At 44.2% G+C, this 18,990-nt stretch carries 18 protein-coding genes and 2 pseudogenes; 5 read left to right on the top strand and 15 right to left on the bottom strand.

Annotated features, from left to right (window positions below):
- Nucleotides 1–203, bottom strand: a 203-nt coding sequence (locus D3222_RS21440) for a transposase family protein (protein WP_198672891.1), incomplete at its 3' end; no start/stop codon positions are given.
- Between the two features lie 165 nt (nucleotides 204–368).
- Between D3222_RS21440 and D3222_RS26560 the strand changes: the two genes are divergently transcribed.
- The gene (locus D3222_RS26560; protein WP_118987934.1) at nucleotides 369–2,099 is read left to right on the top strand and encodes a DUF637 domain-containing protein; all 1,731 of its coding nucleotides are present in this window, start codon (nucleotides 369–371) and stop codon (nucleotides 2,097–2,099) included.
- A 111-nt stretch (nucleotides 2,100–2,210) separates the two neighbouring features.
- Nucleotides 2,211–2,678, top strand: coding sequence for an SMI1/KNR4 family protein (locus D3222_RS21430; RefSeq protein ID WP_118987933.1), 468 nt, complete (start codon nucleotides 2,211–2,213; stop codon nucleotides 2,676–2,678).
- Between the two features lie 11 nt (nucleotides 2,679–2,689).
- Here the strand turns inward: D3222_RS21430 and D3222_RS26870 are convergent.
- The 4 genes and pseudogenes from D3222_RS26870 to D3222_RS21415 form a co-directional block, all read right to left on the bottom strand.
- Nucleotides 2,690–2,812 (bottom strand): annotated as a pseudogene (locus tag D3222_RS26870) (IS1595 family transposase); the annotation flags it as partial.
- Between the two features lie 1,102 nt (nucleotides 2,813–3,914).
- Entirely contained in the window at nucleotides 3,915–5,408 is a 1,494-nt protein-coding gene (locus D3222_RS21425) for an aldehyde dehydrogenase family protein (protein WP_118987932.1), read from the bottom strand.
- A gap of 28 nt (nucleotides 5,409–5,436) precedes the next feature.
- On the bottom strand, nucleotides 5,437–5,802 hold the full coding sequence (locus tag D3222_RS21420; protein ID WP_118987931.1) for a cupin domain-containing protein: 366 nt from the start codon (nucleotides 5,800–5,802) through the stop codon (nucleotides 5,437–5,439).
- Nucleotides 5,803–5,866: 64 nt separating this feature from the next.
- Nucleotides 5,867–7,171: an NAD(P)/FAD-dependent oxidoreductase gene (locus D3222_RS21415; RefSeq protein ID WP_118987930.1), complete on the bottom strand. Its 1,305-nt coding sequence runs from the start codon at nucleotides 7,169–7,171 to the stop codon at nucleotides 5,867–5,869.
- A 372-nt stretch (nucleotides 7,172–7,543) separates the two neighbouring features.
- On the opposite strand from D3222_RS21415, the gene D3222_RS21410 reads away from it, so the two are divergent.
- Nucleotides 7,544–8,749, top strand: a complete 1,206-nt coding sequence (locus tag D3222_RS21410) for a trans-sulfuration enzyme family protein (protein WP_198672890.1) — start codon at nucleotides 7,544–7,546, stop codon at nucleotides 8,747–8,749.
- Nucleotides 8,750–9,338: 589 nt separating this feature from the next.
- Here D3222_RS21410 and D3222_RS21405 read toward each other — a convergent pair.
- The 9 genes and pseudogenes from D3222_RS21405 to D3222_RS21365 all read right to left on the bottom strand — a co-directional run bounded on the left by D3222_RS21405 (nucleotide 9,339) and on the right by D3222_RS21365 (nucleotide 16,179).
- On the bottom strand, nucleotides 9,339–10,139 hold the full coding sequence (locus D3222_RS21405) for a class I SAM-dependent methyltransferase (RefSeq protein ID WP_157975390.1): 801 nt from the start codon (nucleotides 10,137–10,139) through the stop codon (nucleotides 9,339–9,341).
- Between the two features lie 12 nt (nucleotides 10,140–10,151).
- Complete coding sequence (locus tag D3222_RS21400) at nucleotides 10,152–11,612, bottom strand: radical SAM protein (RefSeq protein WP_118987928.1); 1,461 nt, start codon at nucleotides 11,610–11,612, stop codon at nucleotides 10,152–10,154.
- Between the two features lie 48 nt (nucleotides 11,613–11,660).
- The gene (locus D3222_RS21395) at nucleotides 11,661–12,143 is read right to left on the bottom strand and encodes an SAM-dependent methyltransferase (RefSeq protein WP_118987927.1); all 483 of its coding nucleotides are present in this window, start codon (nucleotides 12,141–12,143) and stop codon (nucleotides 11,661–11,663) included.
- Complete coding sequence (locus D3222_RS21390) at nucleotides 12,131–12,490, bottom strand: tautomerase family protein (protein ID WP_118987926.1); 360 nt, start codon at nucleotides 12,488–12,490, stop codon at nucleotides 12,131–12,133. The genes D3222_RS21395 and D3222_RS21390 overlap by 13 nt, the downstream gene beginning before the upstream one ends.
- Nucleotides 12,477–13,256 carry a hypothetical protein gene (locus tag D3222_RS21385; RefSeq protein ID WP_118987925.1) on the bottom strand — a complete coding sequence of 260 codons (780 nt, stop codon included), beginning with the start codon at nucleotides 13,254–13,256 and terminating at the stop codon, nucleotides 12,477–12,479. Before D3222_RS21385 ends, D3222_RS21390 begins: the two co-directional genes overlap by 14 nt.
- An 86-nt stretch (nucleotides 13,257–13,342) precedes the next feature.
- Nucleotides 13,343–13,588: a hypothetical protein gene (locus tag D3222_RS21380; RefSeq protein WP_118987924.1), complete on the bottom strand. Its 246-nt coding sequence runs from the start codon at nucleotides 13,586–13,588 to the stop codon at nucleotides 13,343–13,345.
- A 63-nt stretch (nucleotides 13,589–13,651) separates the two neighbouring features.
- Nucleotides 13,652–14,974 carry a radical SAM/SPASM domain-containing protein gene (locus D3222_RS21375; protein WP_198672889.1) on the bottom strand — a complete coding sequence of 441 codons (1,323 nt, stop codon included), beginning with the start codon at nucleotides 14,972–14,974 and terminating at the stop codon, nucleotides 13,652–13,654.
- A 185-nt stretch (nucleotides 14,975–15,159) separates the two neighbouring features.
- Nucleotides 15,160–15,294: pseudogene (locus tag D3222_RS21370) on the bottom strand (IS1 family transposase); the annotation flags it as partial.
- A gap of 117 nt (nucleotides 15,295–15,411) precedes the next feature.
- Nucleotides 15,412–16,179, bottom strand: coding sequence for a response regulator transcription factor (locus D3222_RS21365; RefSeq protein ID WP_118987923.1), 768 nt, complete (start codon nucleotides 16,177–16,179; stop codon nucleotides 15,412–15,414).
- Nucleotides 16,180–16,444: 265 nt separating this feature from the next.
- Between D3222_RS21365 and uriH the strand changes: the two genes are divergently transcribed.
- Nucleotides 16,445–17,395, top strand: a complete 951-nt coding sequence (uriH, locus tag D3222_RS21360) for a uridine-preferring nucleoside hydrolase UriH (protein ID WP_118987922.1) — start codon at nucleotides 16,445–16,447, stop codon at nucleotides 17,393–17,395.
- A 51-nt stretch (nucleotides 17,396–17,446) separates the two neighbouring features.
- Here the strand turns inward: uriH and D3222_RS21355 are convergent, their stop codons facing one another.
- Complete coding sequence (locus D3222_RS21355) at nucleotides 17,447–18,436, bottom strand: glycosyltransferase (protein ID WP_118987921.1); 990 nt, start codon at nucleotides 18,434–18,436, stop codon at nucleotides 17,447–17,449.
- 320 nt (nucleotides 18,437–18,756) lie between these two features.
- Here D3222_RS21355 and D3222_RS21350 point away from each other — a divergent pair.
- Nucleotides 18,757–18,990 (top strand): helix-turn-helix domain-containing protein (locus D3222_RS21350; RefSeq protein WP_157975285.1); only part of this gene is annotated, 234 nt, incomplete at its 3' end.

The raw sequence follows: 18,990 nt of genomic DNA, 5'->3' as shown, positions 1-18,990 counted from the left end.
AAGCCGGTTTGAAAAAATCCCTTTTCCTGAAGCCAGTTGATGCGCATATTCCCAAAGTCTTCGATATCTTCCCAACCTTCAGCGCCCGTCAAGACGGCACACATTGTCAGAAAAAGGACATCAAACAGGGGATAGCTGATTTTGGCAGACTGGCGAGGATCGTTGATTTCACCGAAATGCTGAGAAAAAGCATCGAGTTCCATTAGGGTACTCCCGAAAAAAAGGAGTATAAGATCACAACTGAATTCGTGGGTCAAATGGATTAATATTGATTAAATAACGTTCGTGATCTCACCCTGGGAGGTAAGTTAACTATTGAGGCAGCAGAGGGAATTACTGCAGATGTTAAAGTAAAAAATAAAGAAATCTTGCAAAACACTCTAGATATTATCGGTAATACTCCGGAAACAGCTTGGTTAAAAGAATTAAGTAAACGTCAAGATGTACATTGGAATGAAGTTCAAGACGCTTATAGTAGTTGGAATTATGAAAACAAAAGTTTGAATCCTGTAGTAAGTGCAGCTATAGCAATAGCGGTTGCGGCAGTTACTGCTGGAGCCGGTTTAACTCTTACAGCAGCAGGAAGTGCAGCTACTACAGCGGGAAATGTAGCTACTGCTGCAGGAGCCAGTGCAACTACTGCTGCAACAGTGAGCTCTGCTGCATACGGGGCAGTTCAAACTGGAATGGCAGCTTTAGCCTCAAAAGCAGCGGTATCTCTTATTAACAACGAGGGGGACTTATCTAAAACCCTTAAAGATATGGGTAACAGTAAAACTGTTAAATCAATTGCCACTTCAATGGTAATCGGAGGGGCATTATCTGGATTTGATCAAGCTATGGGTTGGACCCAAGCAAAAAATGGAGCAGCTGGGGCAGCTGGAACAAATGAAGCAAGATTACCTTTATTAAGTAACAAAGATTGGATTCAAACAGCTCAACGAGTGGCTGGTCAATCTATCATTAGCTCTAGTTTAAACACTGCTATCAATAGAGGTAGCTTCAAAGATAATTTCACTACAGCGCTGTTATCTACCACCGCTAATCAAATCCACGCAGAAGGCGCTCATCAAATAGGAAATTACTTCGATAGCAAACAATTAAATGCATTGGAGGAAGCTGGGAGAGCAATTAGTCACGCAGGCTTATCTGCTTTAGCGGCAGAGATCAGCGGCGGTGACGCCAAAGGGGCAGCAGCAGGTGCTTTAGCTACTTCTTTAGCATATGCAGCTCTAGAAAATACTTTTGAAGATCCTCTTGATGTTCAAGCTAGTGGTAAAATCATTGGTGGCGTTGCAGGAGCCTTTATTTCAAATAGCGCAGCAGGAGCTTACAGTGGAGCTGATGCTGGTGAAATAACCATAATTTACAATGGATTAGCTCATAGTCTAGCTGCTATGAAAGCACAAGATCCAGAAGCTATAAAAAACTGGGAAAAAGGTGTAAGCGAAACTTGTTCTCCAAACCCACAATTATGTCAAGAAGCGGCAAAGATTGTAGCTAAAGAAGCATCCGAATTCATTCCTGGATATGGAGATATTAAAGCATTTCACGATGCAGAAACTACAAATGATTATCTAGTAGCAACATTAGGAATTTTTCCTGCCGCAAAAGTTGTTAAGGTACTCAACAAATTATCAAAGGCAGTTGATGCCGGAGATGTTAAAACGGCTAAAAAAATTATAACTGAAGCTAAAACTGAAGCAGTTTCAGTAAAATATTTTGGTCAAGATAGAAAATATTGGAAAGATGAACCAATAAGTTTTGAGCATGGTAATGTTAAAAATAAAGTTTATCAACGGAATGATTTATTTGATCCTCATGCAAAAGACCCAAAAGGAAGAACCAATATTGAAAGAATGAAAACAGCGGGGTTAGCTCCTGTAGGTGCCGATGGCAAATCTATAACACTTCATCATATGACTCAAAAACACACTGGCCCTATAGCAGAAATCAATCAAGAATTTCATTCAAAAAATACTAAAGTTATACATGTAAATACCAATAAAATTCCATCGGGTATTGATCGTAATAAGTTTAATAAATGGAAACGTGAATATTGGAAAGAAAGAGCTAAAGAGTTTGAAGATAAAAAATAATCAGTTACCATATTGACTTTATAACTAATTTAGTTTAGAAAATATGGCTGTTAAAACAGCCATATTTTTAATCATATATTTATCAAAATCATTATAATTTAGAGGTAGACTATGAGTATCGAGTTTGTAAAAAAAGCAATTTCATTGATTAATGAAAATCAAGATATAGCTGATTTTGAAGGTATTGAAGATAATTCATTAATTGATCTAGCAGAAGAAACTCTCAGTTTAAAATTTCCTGATAGTTATAGATTCTTTCTTAAAAATTTAGGGTGTGGAGATATAGCAGGAGAAGAATTTTATGGTATAATTAACGGAAATTTTAATGTTTTAAGTGTTCCAAATGCTATTTGGTTAACCTTATTAGAGCGAAAAGAGTCTAATTTACCAGATAATTACGTGGTTATATATTCGACAGGAGATGGAGATTATATGGTTTTAGATTGTAATAAGAATAAAAAAGGGTTAAATGAAGTTAAATTATGGTCTCCTGGAGTTGAAGAAGAATTCACATTCATTCCTTATTTTAACGATTTTGGTGATTTTTTCTATGAAACAATTTCTAATGCATTAGATTAAATTCTACCTGATTACCATCGAACCTTAGCTAGTTTTAGTAAGCACTCAAACATTTTTTTAAGACTAAAGTGCCAATTGAATCTAAAACAGAATTCTCCAAAATAACGAGGTAAATGCTTTTTGCTGATTACATGAACCGAAGCTGGATTCAACTAAAAAGTGCAACACGTCTCCCCGTATGGACTTCCTATAGCGTTAGTCCATATTAGTACCTTTCTAGGTGTCAAATTAAGCTGAAATTCCAGATCACTGATCTCCTCATTAGTTAAGTCACCAAAGTCAATCCCTCTGGCCAACGACTACGTATTAATCCATTAGTGTTTTCGTTGGTTCCTCTCTGATAACTAAATAAGGTTTCATAATTCCGCTACACATGGTTTTATTCAACTCATTGTTATACATAGGGTTGTTGGTAGATAAGGTGTAGCACTATTTTGGAAAGTTATTTAGCATAAGGACGCGAAAAATGTATTTTCGTATCAATATGTTGACTAACTTTTTCGTGCTCAAAAAATTCGCCACCGTAATACTTTCGTAATAAAGCAATCAACAATCATTTCTATCAAACTATTAAGTGATATTACTTCACATTGAGAAAAAAATAACTGTTCAGACACAACCTGATTTAGATACCGTATTTATTACACTGGATACTGCGAAAAAATCACATGATACCTTGATACGTTTTGAGAATAGGCGAAAATTTATAGCAAGATAACAAATTACCTTAATAACTCCCCCTTATGTCAGAATAGTTATCACTACTAAAAAATTAAGAGATCTCTGACTTCGACTGACGAATCATACTTAACCTCCTTATTTTATTTAGTGACGAAGATATAGTTTTTCTTTTACAAAGCATTTTAGGGCAATAGGGAAAAGCTAATCGCAATGATTTCCACAACAATACTTCATATTTGATATTAAATAATATTGTCCAAAAACCAAAAGATTCAGATAGTTTTATATTTAAAATATAACACTGGATTGCTTGATGTTTATCACCTTGCTATCCTTGTAAGTAACGAGCTAACCTTGCTGTAGAGAAATATAACTGTAGTTTTTCCCACTCCATGATTCATCCGGCCTTTTCCTTATTGAATTCTGGTGGTGGGTAGTTATAATCAACCCGCTGCCCTGAGAAGTCCTCTCCTGGATAAAATGCCAGTGATGACCTTAGGTTTGACGATGGCCCCTCTCAATCAAGGGGCCTTCCTTTTTGATCCGAATATCAAATCAGTAACGAACCATCACGGATTTCAATTCAGTATAGTGCTCAATAAAGGCACTACCGAATTCACGACCTATACCTGAGGATTTGGTACCACCGAATGGTAATGCCGGATCGAGGAATGTATGCATATTGACCCAAACGGTCCCCGCTTCGATACGCGGGATCATGCGCATGGCTTTGCTGAGATCATTGGTCCACAAACTCGCCGCTAAACCAAATGGCGTGCTGTTCATCAATCCAATCAGCTCTTCCTCATCGTTATAGCTGAGGAAAGTCCCGATAGGACCAAATGTCTCTTCCTTCATCAATGAATTTTCAGGGCTGTTAGCACGAATCACTGTTGGCGCCACAAAGAAACCCGGTCCGGCCAGAGCATGACCACCGTAAACAATCTCACTGCCTTCTTGACGAGCTTGCTCAAACAAGGAGAGGATCTTGTTATAGTGTGCTTTGTTTGCCAGCGGCCCCATTTCTGTTGATTCATCCAAAGGCGAGCCAATTTTCATTGCCGCGAGTCTTTCAGACAACAATTTCAGTACGTCATCCATATGGATTGCAGGAATATAGAAACGTTCCGCCGCCGCACAAATCTGCCCCTGATTGAGATAACCGGCTTCCAGAACCCCATCGACAATCTTTTCAACAGGCATGTCCGCTAAAAACGCCGCGCCGTTCTTGCCACCCAATTCCAACGTGGCACGAGTCAATCCCTGTTCCATTGCTGATTTACCAACAGCAATACCCGTTGTCACCGATCCGGTGAAAGTCACCTTGGCACATAATGGATGACCTATCAGCGCAGGGCCAAGCACCGAACCTGAACCATTAATCACGTTAATGACACCATCAGGAATCCCCGCTTGTTTAGCTAATTCAGCCACCCGGAGCATGGTCAACGGGGTGTATTCACTGGGTTTCAACACAATGGTACAGCCGCAAGTCAGTGCGGCCGCCATTTTCCAAATGGCAATCATGATGGAGAAATTCCACGGAATAATCCCTACCACAACACCAATCGGCTCACGACGGGTAAACGCCGTGTATTGTTCACCTTTAAAAGAAGGCAAAGAGACATTCAGGGTTTCACCGCTGATCTTACTTGACCATCCGGCAAAATAACGCAGGAATTGCGCAGAGGAGTCAATTTCCAACATACGAGACAACTGGATGGTTTTACCGGAGCAGAGGGTTTCTAGCTGTGCCAACTCTTCCCGATGCGCCAGTAATAGATCGGCCAGACGATTCAGGCAATGGCCGCGCTCCATCGGTGAAGTTTGGGCCCATACCCCATGAAATGCCGCCTGTGCCGCTTGCATAGCAGCATTGACTTCCGCTTCACCACCTTGATTAACAGTTGCAATGATTTTATCAGTCGCAGGGTTTATGACAGAAAATGTTTCACTCCCCTGACCAATGACTGGCTGACCATTAATATAATGTCCATGATTATGCTGCAAAAAGGTCGTAACTGACTGTAATAAGTTAATATCACTCATTATTTACCTCTATCAAATAAGTGTTTTTTTAACTTTTACAAGACAGATAATGCTTCACAAAACGGTCAGCGGTAATTTCCCACAGAACTTCCGTTCCTTTCGGCGCAAACCAAGAATCCCCAGGATGATATTCAACGGTTTCACCGCTCTTCACATCGGTCAATTTTACCGAACCTTCCGTAACGGTTGCATGCTCATCAAACGGATACACCATACTGAACTTGCCACGAGTACAGGCGAAAACTCCACAAGTCAGGTTATCCGCTGGCTCACCAAATATCATTGCCATACTGGCCTGCGGATCGCCTTCCAACACAGTCGATCCCAGATTGCTTACGCTACCAATGTCCAATAATTCAGGCAGAGGTTTGTTCAGTAAAAGTGATTTAATCATGATGTTCTCGTTCCAAATAAAATAATTTATGAATTGTTCAATGAATACTATTGATATCAATAAATTAACGGCGACCTTTCCAATACCCTGACGTTTGATGCCAAATTTTGCCCGCTGATACCATCAGATGTCGCAACTTATCTTTGCCAATAATATTCGCATGAGGAATTGAACTCATCAGGTCATAACGCTCAGATCCTTCGCTCATCCCTTCGGCCAATACTTTACAAACGATATGGCTTGGCGTGACCCCAAAACCGGAATACCCCTGCACATAGAACACATTATTGTGCTGCGGCAGAGAACCAATCTGTGGGAACAAGTTTGCACTGCAACACAACGGCCCTCCCCATGCCAATTCAACCTTCACATCTTTCAGATAAGGGAAAACTTTCAGCATCAAGTGACGATTCCAGGCTTTCAAATCAGATGGGATATGTTCAATGAAGGGAGTTGCACTACCGAACAAGAGACGGTTTTCCTTCGTCACACGGAAGTAATCAATAACCGGACGAATATCACTGTATGCACCACGAATCGGGCTGATTCTCTCAATCAAATCATCTGGTAACACTTCCGTCATTAATTGGAAGGCATAAGTGTTAACCACCTTTTTATAAATATATGGCTCAAGACCACTATTAAGAAAGGCGTTACAGGCCCACAGCATTTTATTAGCGCGAACTGTTCCCATCGCGGTACGAACCGTTATTCTGGAACCATATTCAATGTTCAGTGCCTGACTGTTCTCAAAGATTTTTACGCCAAGGTCCGTCGCCGCTTTCGCCTCACCTAGCAATAGGTTCAGGGAGTGAACATGACCGCCTCCCATATGCTTCAACACGCAAGTATAAACATCAGAACCAATCACCTTTTTCACATCAGAGCCGGTGTAAAGCTCAATATCTTCATCAGGAGAAACCGCCTGAAAATCTTTCAACCAGCTACGTAACGTCTTTTCCTGCCTTTTATTCATGCCAAGATAGCCATAACCACGGCAGAGATCAGCATCAATATTATATTTAGCAATACGATCACGAATGATGCCTGCTCCCAGATTACTGATCTGGAAGATCGTTTCCAGCCCTCTCTCACCAATATGGCGTTTGATCACCTCCAAATCATGACCGATACCCGCCATAACCTGACCACCATTACGACCTGTACTGCCATAGCCAAGATAACGACTTTCCAAGATTGCAATATTGGTGATACCCTTTTCCGCCAGTTCAAGCGCAGTATTGATACCGGAAAACCCACCACCGATAATCACGACATCAACATCCAGATCTTCTTGTAATGCCGGAAAACGAAGATCATATTTCTTGGTCGCAGCGTAATAAGTTAATGAATCAAGGTGATTGTTCATGTAATAGCCCGATTAACATCCAACATAATCACCGGATTATCTGTAGCGCAGAGTCACATCACCATGTCCCTTTAGGGATATTTGCAACACAGTTTTAACATTTGTGACTCAGGCAAAATAACGGGCAGGAGGGAGAGCATACCTGATGAATTCATCGCCATTGCTGTTCCTTTTCTGTTTGTATCACCCAGTCTCTTGATTGATGCCCCTGATTGGCATGTTGGCTGACTGGCCTGAGTTCTTGCGTTTGATTGAAGTATTGGGAGAGTCTATTTTTCAGCCGGAACAAAAACTATTACAGAGTATTACAGCACCTGCGAAAGGGTTCACTGCTATAATTTGAAAGAATATGAATTCAATGGCGGATGCGATATGTCTCAAAAGAATACAAACAGAACGATGCAACTGGAAACGCGGGCCATTCATAGTGCTTCAGAACAATTTGAAGACCCATATCAGGCGATTTCCCCGCCACTGTATGTGAACGCCTCTTATACCTTTGAGACCTGTGAAGAGGCCGCCATGGTGTTTGCGGGTGAAAAACAGCGCTATGTGTATGGCCGGGTCCATAATCCGACCCAATCGTTATTAGAATCCAGACTAGCTGATCTGGAAGGCGCGGAAGCCGGAGTGACGTTCGCATCCGGGATGGCGGCGCTCAGCAGCGTTGTCTGGAGTTTACTTCAATCCGGGGATGTTGTGATTGCGCACAATAAGATGTATGGCAACAGTTATAATTTGCTGACTCAGGAATTACCGAAATTTGGTGTGCAGGTGATTCTGATTGACATGACTGATCTTCAACAGCTCAGGGCGGTGCTGTCTGACAAGACAGTGCTGGTGTTTTTTGAATTTCCCTCCAATCCTTTACTGGAACTCATTGACATTCAGGCGGTGGCATCTCTTCTCCAACCTTACCATGCGCAAATGGTGGTCGATAGTACCTTAGCCTCGCCCATGATGCTCAGACCGATTGAGCACGGCGCGGACATGGTGATTCATAGCCTGACCAAATACATCGGCGGCCATGGGGATGTCCTTGGCGGGGTGGTGCTGGGCCGTGAAGAGACGATGAAAACGGTTCGGATGCATGGCTTGCGATGTCTGACGGGTGCCACGCTGTCGCCTTTGTCGGCTTTTCTTGTGTTGCGTGGTTTGAAAACACTAGGCATTCGAATGCAACGGCATAGTCTCAATGCGCTGGCGGTCGCCCACTTTCTCGAGGATCATCCCCTGGTCAAACAGGTGTACTATCCCGGATTAGCCTCTCATCCCCAGTACGCGCTGGCGACCCGGTTGCTGGATCTCCATGGCGGGTTGATCTCGTTTGAATACCGGGGGGATCGGGCTGCAACGCAGGCGTTTCTCGATCGACTTCAGTTGGTGAAGCGGGCTGTGAGCCTTGGGGATGTTGAAACGCTGATTCAGCATCCGGCCTCGATGACGCATTCGGCTTACCCGGAAGAGACCTTGCGGGCGTATGGGATTCACCAATCTTTGGTCAGAATGTCTGTGGGGCTGGAAGATGTGCAGGATATTGTGGCGGATTTAGCGCAAGCCTTTTATGAGAATATGTGAGGATGAATCGTTCTATGTCTATTTTTGAGTCTGTATTTGGTATGTTGCGTGCTCACCTTTATCGCTTCTTTTGATTACATTGAACTCGCTACATTGACTCTTTTGGGATGTATCCATTTGAATCGGGTCAGGTATGTTACGCGCCAACCTTCACCTCTCCCTTTAACTGCATCGTGCGTGCCCCACGCCTGTTTTCGAGGGCTCAAAGACAGGCGAAAAACTCTTTTTTATGCAACATCATCATAGCAAAACGGGATCGGTTTCTAAGCTCCTCCTGAGTTGAGAAACCTAAAAATTCTTCCTTGAATTTTTTCCCTCACTCCGAGTTCAAATCATCTACCAGTCCATCTTTTGATTTCTTCAAAAAACGAGCACTCATTCAAATGAAGAAAAAGCCCGCAGGAGGCGGGATTGAGGATTTTGAGTACAGGGATGTGCTTGAAAATCCGGTTCTGGCGAGCATGTGAAAGAAGACTTTTTCCATGCTTTTGGGTCTTTCCAAAAGCATGTGGGGCGCGTTCGATAATGTCAAATTGATCGAGAAACGTCACCGCGCACCAAACCAGATCCAGCGTCTAAATTAAGCAAATCAGTGGACAGGCTTTTTACTGATGCGAAGCTGCATCGGCCATTGAATCATCCGGGATTGATGCGCATCTCCCCACAGCGGTAGCAGAGCTTGTTCAACAGCGTCAAGCGGGTTGTGATGCCGAGCCAGTTGATACCGCCGGGTGGCGGACCAACTGTATAAGTAGCCCATCAATTGCTCGAATCTCCATTCCGCCTGCATATAAAAGGTGGGGGATGGTATGGTTTCAAATCCTGAAGGCAGTGGGTAGTGGGTGACGTCCGCTTGTTTGGCTTCGGCGGGCCAATAGTCTTGCAACGTAGTCTGTCGATACGTATGAATCACAGCGTCCATGGCATCAGACACATGGCAGTGACCATAACTCCAACAGGCCAGCACCCCACCGGGTTGGAGCACCCGAGCCACTTCCACATAGAAGCGGGGCAGGTCAAACCAGTGCATGGCTTCTGCAACCGTGACCAAACCGATGGACTGATCACGAAATGGCGAGTACTCAGCCGGGCAGACCTGATAAATCACCCCTGCACAGGCTTTGGCAAGATTGATTTGTGCCGTGCTGGCATCGGTGGCGATAACCGTCGAAAAGCAGGCGGCAAGGCCTTGAGCGGCCTGTCCGTTGCCTGTCGCGCAATCCCAAACAGGGGGATCGCCTGTCACCCATGACCGTAAATGCTCGAATAGGGCAGCCGGATACTGCGGGCGAAACTGCTGATACACCGCGGCCTGCTCAGAGAAAAAATCCTTAAACGCAGCCTCGCTGGGCGATGTCGGGACCGCCTGAGTCACGGATTTGCTGACCATGGTCATCCTCCCTTATGCACTGGAAACCCGCCGACACAGGATCTGATCCACACCGCCAATCATCTGATGGAAATAGACATACATGACTTCTTCGTGGAGCTCTTCGCCTTTCCATGTCGGTAAAAGATAAGACTGGTCCTCGGATAGGATGATGAGATCTTTCTGAATCAAGGTATCAAAGACTTGCTTGTAAGGCGCTTCTTTAAGAATGTGAACCCCAAACTGAGTCTGATAATCCTGCACCCGAATCGGCTGATTGGCTTTATAGGCGAAGGCGAGCTTGGTCCCGATGGCGACATTGCCTTCAAGAACACGGCCAAATGCGAGTGGGGGCGCAGTCGGGTTGCTTTGCATGTAGGTCATATAGAGGTTGATGTTGGTCTGATTGTGCGTTTGGATGATGGTGTCATTGCCGCCGGAGAGCCAGCCATACGCGCCCGGCCCTAAAGCAATCATGGTGTTGTATTTTTCCCACTTATCTTTAGAGACGCGGGGAATATTGCCATCCTTGTAAGTGCCTTTTTTATTCCACCAGCCACACGGACTGGGGTGATAGTCATTGGCCCGAAGGATCTCGGTAATCGCATCCCGCATTTTGTAGGTGTCAATCACATCCGGCAGCAAGTGTTGTGCATCGAGCTTTTCTTTCTGCCGATCTGCATTCCATACCGACGCGTTGCCAATGCCCATACTTTCCCGATCGGAATTTCTCAGCCGATAGATGGTAATCGCCGGTACCTCAATTTCGACCAGCGTGCGGATATCTTGCGTGACCGTGTCGATGGTTTGGTGCGGCAGGCCAAACATCATATCGGTACTGAAGGGTTTCCCCGTTTGTTTTAAAACGTGAATGGCATTCAGGGCGTCTTCTTTTGTATGACGACGATTGGTGAAGTCATTCACCTCATTTTGCAGGCTTTGAATGCCGATGCTGAAGCGGTTAAATCCCAGCGACAGGGCGAGTTCGACATGCTGCGGAAGATAATTTTCCGGGTTGCCTTCAATGCTGATTTCACAGTCATCCGCCAGCTGATAATTCTCGCGAATATGGGTCATCAGTTTGGTGATCGCCACCGGATTATTGAGTAGTAATGCGCCAGTGCCGCCGCCGATGTAGAATGACTTAATCTGCGCCTGACGCACCCACGGTACCTGCGTCAGATACAAATTGGATTCCTGAATCAGCAAATCTGCCCAAATCTCCAACTCATGCATTTTGTCATTGGCTTTGATCCGTCGTTTGACGTAATTGCAGTAGTGACAGATGTAATCACACAAAGGCAAGTGCAGGTAGAGATGGGTCTCTTGACCGGCACCATCAAAGTCTTTGTAGGCCTGAAAGGTGTCTGCATCACTGAGGATATCCCCGTGATTTGAGGTCACGTTGATATTGTACTCGTGGACCGGAATATTGAGTTCTGGATTGTTGTGTAACAATGTTTCTAAAACAGTCGGATGGGCCATGCGCGTCATGATGATGATCCTCAAATGTCAGTGATGATTCAGGACATGAATCACTCGTTAGTCATAGTACTGCGCCATAATGGCCGAGATCCATGCGGGCTCATGTATTTCTGTTTGTGGCTCAAAAGCTTGCATGTAAGGTTTGATGTCGATCACCGGTGTGCCATCAATGGCATCAAGGGCTTTGACGGTTAAGGTCAGCCCATCACAGGCCAGCAGTTCACAGCAAGACACCCCCAGCCGATTGGGGCGCGCTTTGGCCCGTTGCCCGAAGATGCCGACTAGCGGCAGCTCCGTCTGACCCCGCGGGTGCCTTGCACCGGTGACGATTTTTTCAGCAGGAACTTTGTGCATCGCAAACACAATTACCAAGTGAGAAAACTCACTCAAACCTTGCGTCGCTGCCGGGGTAAACTGGTTGCTATCGAGCGTGATGGTTGAGATCACGCTGCCCCAGAAATCGTCTTGAGTGGTCGTTCTCTCGTTTCTCACCCAGCCAATCGGGTGTAGGGTGAATACAGTTGTATCTACTGGTTCCATAGCTGTCCTCTTACGAATAAATGGTCAGGATGCACCCGATCGACAACGATATAGATCTCATCCCGGTTGACGCCAAATGCCTCAACAATGCCATTGGCAACACAGGTGATGATGTCTTGCACAGCTTGGTTGGAGTACGTGGATTTACAGCGAATTTTAACCAGCGGGGCCGGAGCGCTCGCGGTTTCCCAGTCCGGTTTGAAGAAACAAGCCGGATTGATCAGGTGCCAGAACGACCACACATGATTGGGCGCGAGCTGCAAGATCACCTGAATCCGGTCACAGATAGTTTTCAAAAATGCTTCTGGCGGTGCAGGTTCCGGCGAGAGGTATTCAATGATTGGCATGATTCGCCTCAACAGATACGGTACATGGAGATTCGGATTCGCCGGCGATCAGAGCCGCAAGATAATCGGCCGGATCGCAGGGCGGGTTGTCTGTCGTCTGCATATCCATCAAGTGTCCGACACCTTGAAGAATATGAATGTGTTTCTCTTGTGATTTGCGTGTCACCACATAGTCAGCGCTGTCTTTTGAATAGGTGTCCGGGGCGCAGACTTGTTCGACGGTCTCGGTTGCCTCATCGCAATAGGCAATGCAGTCCCGGCTGCCATAAATCAGATGAATGGCATCGGGATTTGCATAGACATACACGGGTTGTTCAACCACGGTACTGAGTAAAAAAACTTGTCGGCAGTGGGCATGGGCATGGGCATGATTTGAATCTTCAAGCAGCTTTAATAGGATTTGTCCGCCTAAGGACAGCCCGATCACACAGTAGTTGCGCTTGAATGGTTCAAAAAGTGGGGCCTGAATCACCTGATTGAAGCGTTCATATCGTTTTTGGATATCCGTCGCGCAGGCGATTTCGTCCGCTTGCATTTTATCAGGCAAATCAAAATCAAGGGTCGCGATACCAAGCGCTGCTAAATTCCGTTGCAGTGCGGAGAAGAATTCATTTTCCCGGGCGGGGGCATCAAATGCCGTCATGTGACCGGAATGCAAGAACACACAGCAAAGTGGAGATGATGGGGTATCGGGCACCATCATATGCACTCGAAAAGGCTGGTGATCCGCATCTTTTAAATGATAGTGCTGAGAAGTAGGGTTCATCGTCCCGGACCTGTCTGCAAAACGCGTCTTCGCAAAAAAGTGTGCGTATGTACAGAATTGAGAATGCACATACGCAACACCTGTGATTACTTTTTCAAGGCCGCAGAGGCTGCGCCCACCATGGCTAAGGTAATCCCTTCTTTCGTCGGTTTGAGCGTAATGGAATGGCGATTCTCTTCATTGGCTAAAGACGTTGCAGCGCCGACCATCGCCAGAGTAATACCATCATCTGCGGACAGATCCATATGGATCCGGGTAAATTTCTTTCCGGGAGAGGCGACAATCGATGCCCCTTCATCCGGGATCATATCGAAAACTCTTTTTTTATTCATTGCTTTTGCTCCTGTTGCTGTGAGTGAAACAACAAAAAAGCCACTGCCAGAATGCGTCGCGACTTAATTGTCCGGTGCGATCAGTTTGAGCTTTAAGCCCTGACTTCTTCTTGACGTCCAATACTGATGAGATTTAATCATAAACAGCCGCAGATACTCGGTTGCGCCACAGCCCGCTTCATCCCCGGACACATTTTTCGCAAGCGGAGGACAGCGAAACTGACACCAGACGCCGCTTTGCTGAACATCGCAGGACTGGCAGACGGTATGTCTGGCAAAGGTCTTGCCCCTGAAATCTGAGAAGCCTGTCTCCCATATCTCCTGAAAGGACCGATCTTTAATATTTCCGGCGCCATACATCTTGTTACTCATACAGTTACTGCAAGGAAACACTTCCCCAGAGCTATTCACATAAACCGTTGAACGGCCACATTTTTCTTGTTGGGTCGCCCACTCCAAGGTCTGACAAAACTTAATGGTCTCAACGCCGTGAATGTCATCGGAGGTGAACGCGCCTGTCTTTTTCCCCATCAGGGACTCATGCGGGGAATCGGCATCATCCCCCTGAAAGCGATCCATACAACGTTCGTAAATCGCAAAGACTTCATCGAGCCGCTCAGGTTGTAAAATGATATGTGGATTGAGCAATGCCCTGCCGATGGGATGTGTTTCCAGCCATTGCGGGCGTGGAAAGCCGTTGTCCACACACCACTGGAAGATTTCTTCAACATCATTGATATTCTGGTTATGGACAGACACGGCGGTGCGGACGACATGGCCATACTGACTCATGAGCTCGAAGCATTCTCTTAATTTCGAGAAGTCCATTTTTCCCCGCACGGTTCGTTCCGGTACGGCGGTATCAAAGCTGACAAAAAACGACTGGCCTTTGGGGATGCGCTTGAGTTTTTCTTCCGTAATGAGCAGGCCATTACTAAAAATTTGGGTACTAAATGGCTTTTGCCGGGCGTGCTGAATGATCTCGATGGCATCTTTATGGGCAAACAATTCGCCCCCGGTTAGAAAGACTTGCAAGACCCCCAGAGCCTCGAACTCATCAAGGAGCGCCTTAATTCTTTTAGTGGAGAGTTCGTTGTCCCGCTTTTTCCCCGACCAGGCATAACAATGCTGGCAACGCAGGTTGCAGAGGTTGGTGGTTTCAATAAAGGCGATCGCAGGTGCGGAAAGGTGAAAATTATCCAGCGCGACAAAAGGAGATTCGAGAATAAAATCTTCAAAGAAGGCCATATCTTTCGGCATGTCGCCCCGGTTAAATTGTTCGATATAAGGCTTCACCGAGGGATGAAAATAAGCCACTTTCCCCGTGGGAAGAAGAGCAACAATACCGCCGACATTATCTTGATAGACGATTTTATTCAGAGACATATCACAACCTTGGTTTTATAAATTATGAATGAATGTCTTGCCATGAATGTGTTGTTACTCGGATGCAATCAACTTGTATGCCGAATGTAATCAAGTAAAGCAGTGCATCTTTAATAAGTCAAACTTAATGCAATGCGTTATATTGCTATGCAAATGGATTATTTCTCCAACTAATTGATTCAATATTAATACTCTCTTTCGATAAACGTACCAATCACTTTGTCGTGCATAGATTCTGATTTGGAAAAGCCAATCGTTTTTCTCACTAACCTCTTTAACCATGTCCGTAGGGTGAGATTGGTTCGCTCTATCCTCTGTGTCTAGAGCATAAAAAAGTGTGGGGCATTTATGTGGCAAAGCAGCTAAAGAAGCCACTTTGACGCATAAGTATTCATGGGCCGATAATGGTAACAGTCCAGTTGAGTTGGCTAAATAACTCAAATACCCCAGACTTTTTTATGCTCTCCAGGAGACGCCATAAACAGGCTAAAAAGTTCTGCTTGTGATCTGATTTGTAGTTTTTGATAAATATTCTTCCGATGGTTTTTCACCGTCCCCGTACTGATAAAAAGTTTCTCAGCAATCTGCGGAGAGCCTTTACCTTGCAATATCAACTCCACAATCTCACATTCTCTCGGAGTCAAGGCATAACGAGCCTGAGTATCCAGATACCCCATCTCAGCAACAGGAGTTTGTTGCGTCATATCATCATGTAATCGCGCCACACTGCGGATAATTTCCAGCGCCGTTTTCAGGTTTTTCCGATGCTGTTTCTGGATGAAAAATGGCTGATTTTCCTTACCAAAAAACAGGCCAAGTTGCCTCTGGGGAGAGAGTTTCAATAAAACCGCCGTTTCATCCCGCCAACCGGTCTTACGATAAAAATTCAGATAATAATCAGTATGATAAAATCCTGAAGGGACAAGTTCCCGTAAGGTGAATAGATCAGTGTCAGCCCCATCCATCAAGGCTTGATAGAACGGATCTTGCAGATAAGCGCCCTGTTGATAAATCTGATTTATTGCATCACTGTTTTTCTTCTCGGTTTTACTCAAACAACGCGGAGAAGAACCTTGCTCGAAGACATAGACAATGGCGTTATCAAAAGTCATAAATTGTTCCAGCCAAGTCAGTAAATTAGGATAAAATTCACTGGTTGCCACCGATTCAATCACTGCTGATAATCTATCTACATGAATATCCATTCAATTCCTCGCAATTATTCATAAATTAATAATAAATCCGAAGCAGATATTTCCCGCCAATTCCATAGCGAAACTATATAAAAATCACACTCAAACTGGATGAACAACTCAATTATCGTTTATGTGTTAATCAAATCACAATTATGAAACATTTTACTAATTATTTTTGAGAGCACTCACCCAGATCTAAGATTTTGTCACGGAATAGACGTTTTAACTGGATTATCCTCATTTTTTATATCACTTTCTCTGACAAGGAGTAAAAATGACCACCCAAAAAATTATTCTTGATTGCGATCCTGGGCATGATGACGCCATTGCCATGCTATTGGCGCATGGCAATCCTAATATTGAGCTATTAGCCGTCACGACGGTTGTCGGTAATCAGACACTGGATAAAGTCACTCACAATGCGCTGGCGATAGCGCATATTGCCGGTATTACTGGCGTACCCTTTGCCGCAGGCTGTCATCGCCCATTAGTTCGCGATCTTGAAACGGCATCGGATATTCACGGCGAATCTGGTCTGGGTGGCGTGAAGTTGCCTAAACACTCTCGAACGCTTGATCCTCGCCATGCCACTGATCTGATCATTGATACCATTATGTCTCATCCGCCCAAAACGGTGACTTTAGTTCCCGTTGGCAGCTTAACCAATATTGCTCTTGCCGTCCGTAAAGCACCGCGAATCGTTGAGCGGGTAAAAGAAGTGGTATTAATGGGCGGTGGATATCATACGGCTAACAGAAGTGCAGTGGCAGAATTCAATATCAAAACGGATCCGGAAGCAGCACATATTGTTTTTAATGAAAAATGGCCGCTGACCATGGTCGGTTTGGATCTGACACATCAAGCACGCGCCACATCAGAAATCACCAAAGCAATTTCACGTATTAATACCAAAGCGTCTCGGTTTGTCGTAGAACTACTGGATTACTATGGTCAAAGTTATCAGAAGAAGCATGGTTTCAACTGCCCTCCAATACATGATCCTTGTGCCGTCGCCTATATTATTGATCCTACAGTGATGACAACGCAAAAAGTCCCCGTCAATATTGAACTGAATGGTACCTTAACCGTGGGAATGACAGTGGCGGATTTCCGTTATCCACCACCAGAAGATTGCCACACCCAAGTTGCTGTCAAACTCGATCAACAGCGATTCTGGCAATTGATTATTGATGCATTGAAAAATATCGGCGATACCTGCGATTAAGATGCAAAATAACCACGGGTAGGGGACGATAATTAAAGCCGTTATTTAATACTAAACGGCTTTTAACACCGCTCTCAGTCGCGGATATCGACGAGCCAAACGCCAACGCAATCTAAACCCACGGGCATTTTTCCAGATCATTGACCAAATACCGCGCTCAAACAATTCATGAACCATTTGTTGTTTTATCGTCGAGGATTCTATCTCATTAATTGTATGCAAAATCCCTAGCCCCTCTTTCGCAATCTGCCAATGACACGCCGGCGCCTGTTTAACTTGTTGTGGATAACGATGATTAATCTTATTCAGCATCTCCAGGATTTTCATATAGTGATGTGCTGTTCTTACCTTAATACCATCATCCGCAGGAAGATGGGACACCGAAGCGGCGTGAATCAGATAATCATAAAAAGATTCATCAATATATTGCACCCGATTTGCCGTCAACAAGAGTTCTGTTGTCCACGGAATATCTTGATGATGCAACCCCGGTTCAAACTGATAATGATGTTTTGTCAGAAAAGCCCGTTTATAGATATTCAGCCAAGTTACATGCAGGAATTTGCGTGAACTCAGTGCTTGTTGCAACCATTCTGGCCCACTAAGCACCACAGTAGAAGAGAGGCGCTCGGAAGGAAAAATCTTTCGAGCTGGCCGACCATCATCATAAACATAATGACCGTTGCAAGTAGCAATATCCAAATCATTATTCTGAGCAATTTCTAACAGCCGATTATACATCCCCGGATAAATGACATCATCAATATCTGGGAAAGCCACATAATCCCCGCTGACTTTTGCTAACCCCGTGTTACGGGCAACAGAAACTCCTTGATTCTTCTGCGTGATAATTTCTGTCTTTGGGAATTTTTCGGCATATTGTTCAATAACCTGGCGACTATTATCCGTGGAACCATCATCAACCAAAATTAATTCAAAATTAGTTAGCTTTTGCCGGGATAAATTGACAAAAAACTGCGGTAAAAATCTCTCGCCATTATAAATAGGTACGACAATGCTGAGTTTTAGTGATATAGACATAAGATCAATATACTCCTTTAATCCAAAGGTGTTATTTTCTTATATTGAGATTATCTGGACATTTATCGGGAAAATAATCCCCACATATAAATATAAATCCAATAGATATTTATTAACTTTACATTATACCTAAAAATAAAATAGTAATGATTTATAGTGATTTTTATTTTAAATCGTTATCATTGACATACACTATATAATCAAACACATCCAGATAATTTATCTTTTAATGCTACATCTATTACCAATTAATTATTATATATACCCGTAATCATTGAAGATGCTTGATTTTATCCGAAATGGAGATCATTATCCTCGCTATGAAAATATTTATTACATCAGAACAAAAAATCAAACTTGAGCGTCTTCACGACACCACTCGCGATGGTCAAGTACGAGACAGAATAAAAGCTATCCTTCTGGCTTCTGAAGGGTGGAGTTCTGTGATGATAGCTCAGGCATTGCGACTCCATCAGACCACGGTTGACCGCCATATCAGTGATTACCTTAATCACGGTAAACTTAAATCGGGTAATGGGGGGTCTGACAGTTTA

Origin of the sequence: Photorhabdus sp. CRCIA-P01, assembly GCF_003545805.1 — a bacterium.
GTDB classification, from domain to species: domain Bacteria; phylum Pseudomonadota; class Gammaproteobacteria; order Enterobacterales; family Enterobacteriaceae; genus Photorhabdus; species Photorhabdus antumapuensis.
The sequence above is the reverse complement of the archived record's forward strand: the minus strand, read 5'-3'. Positions and strand labels throughout refer to the sequence as shown.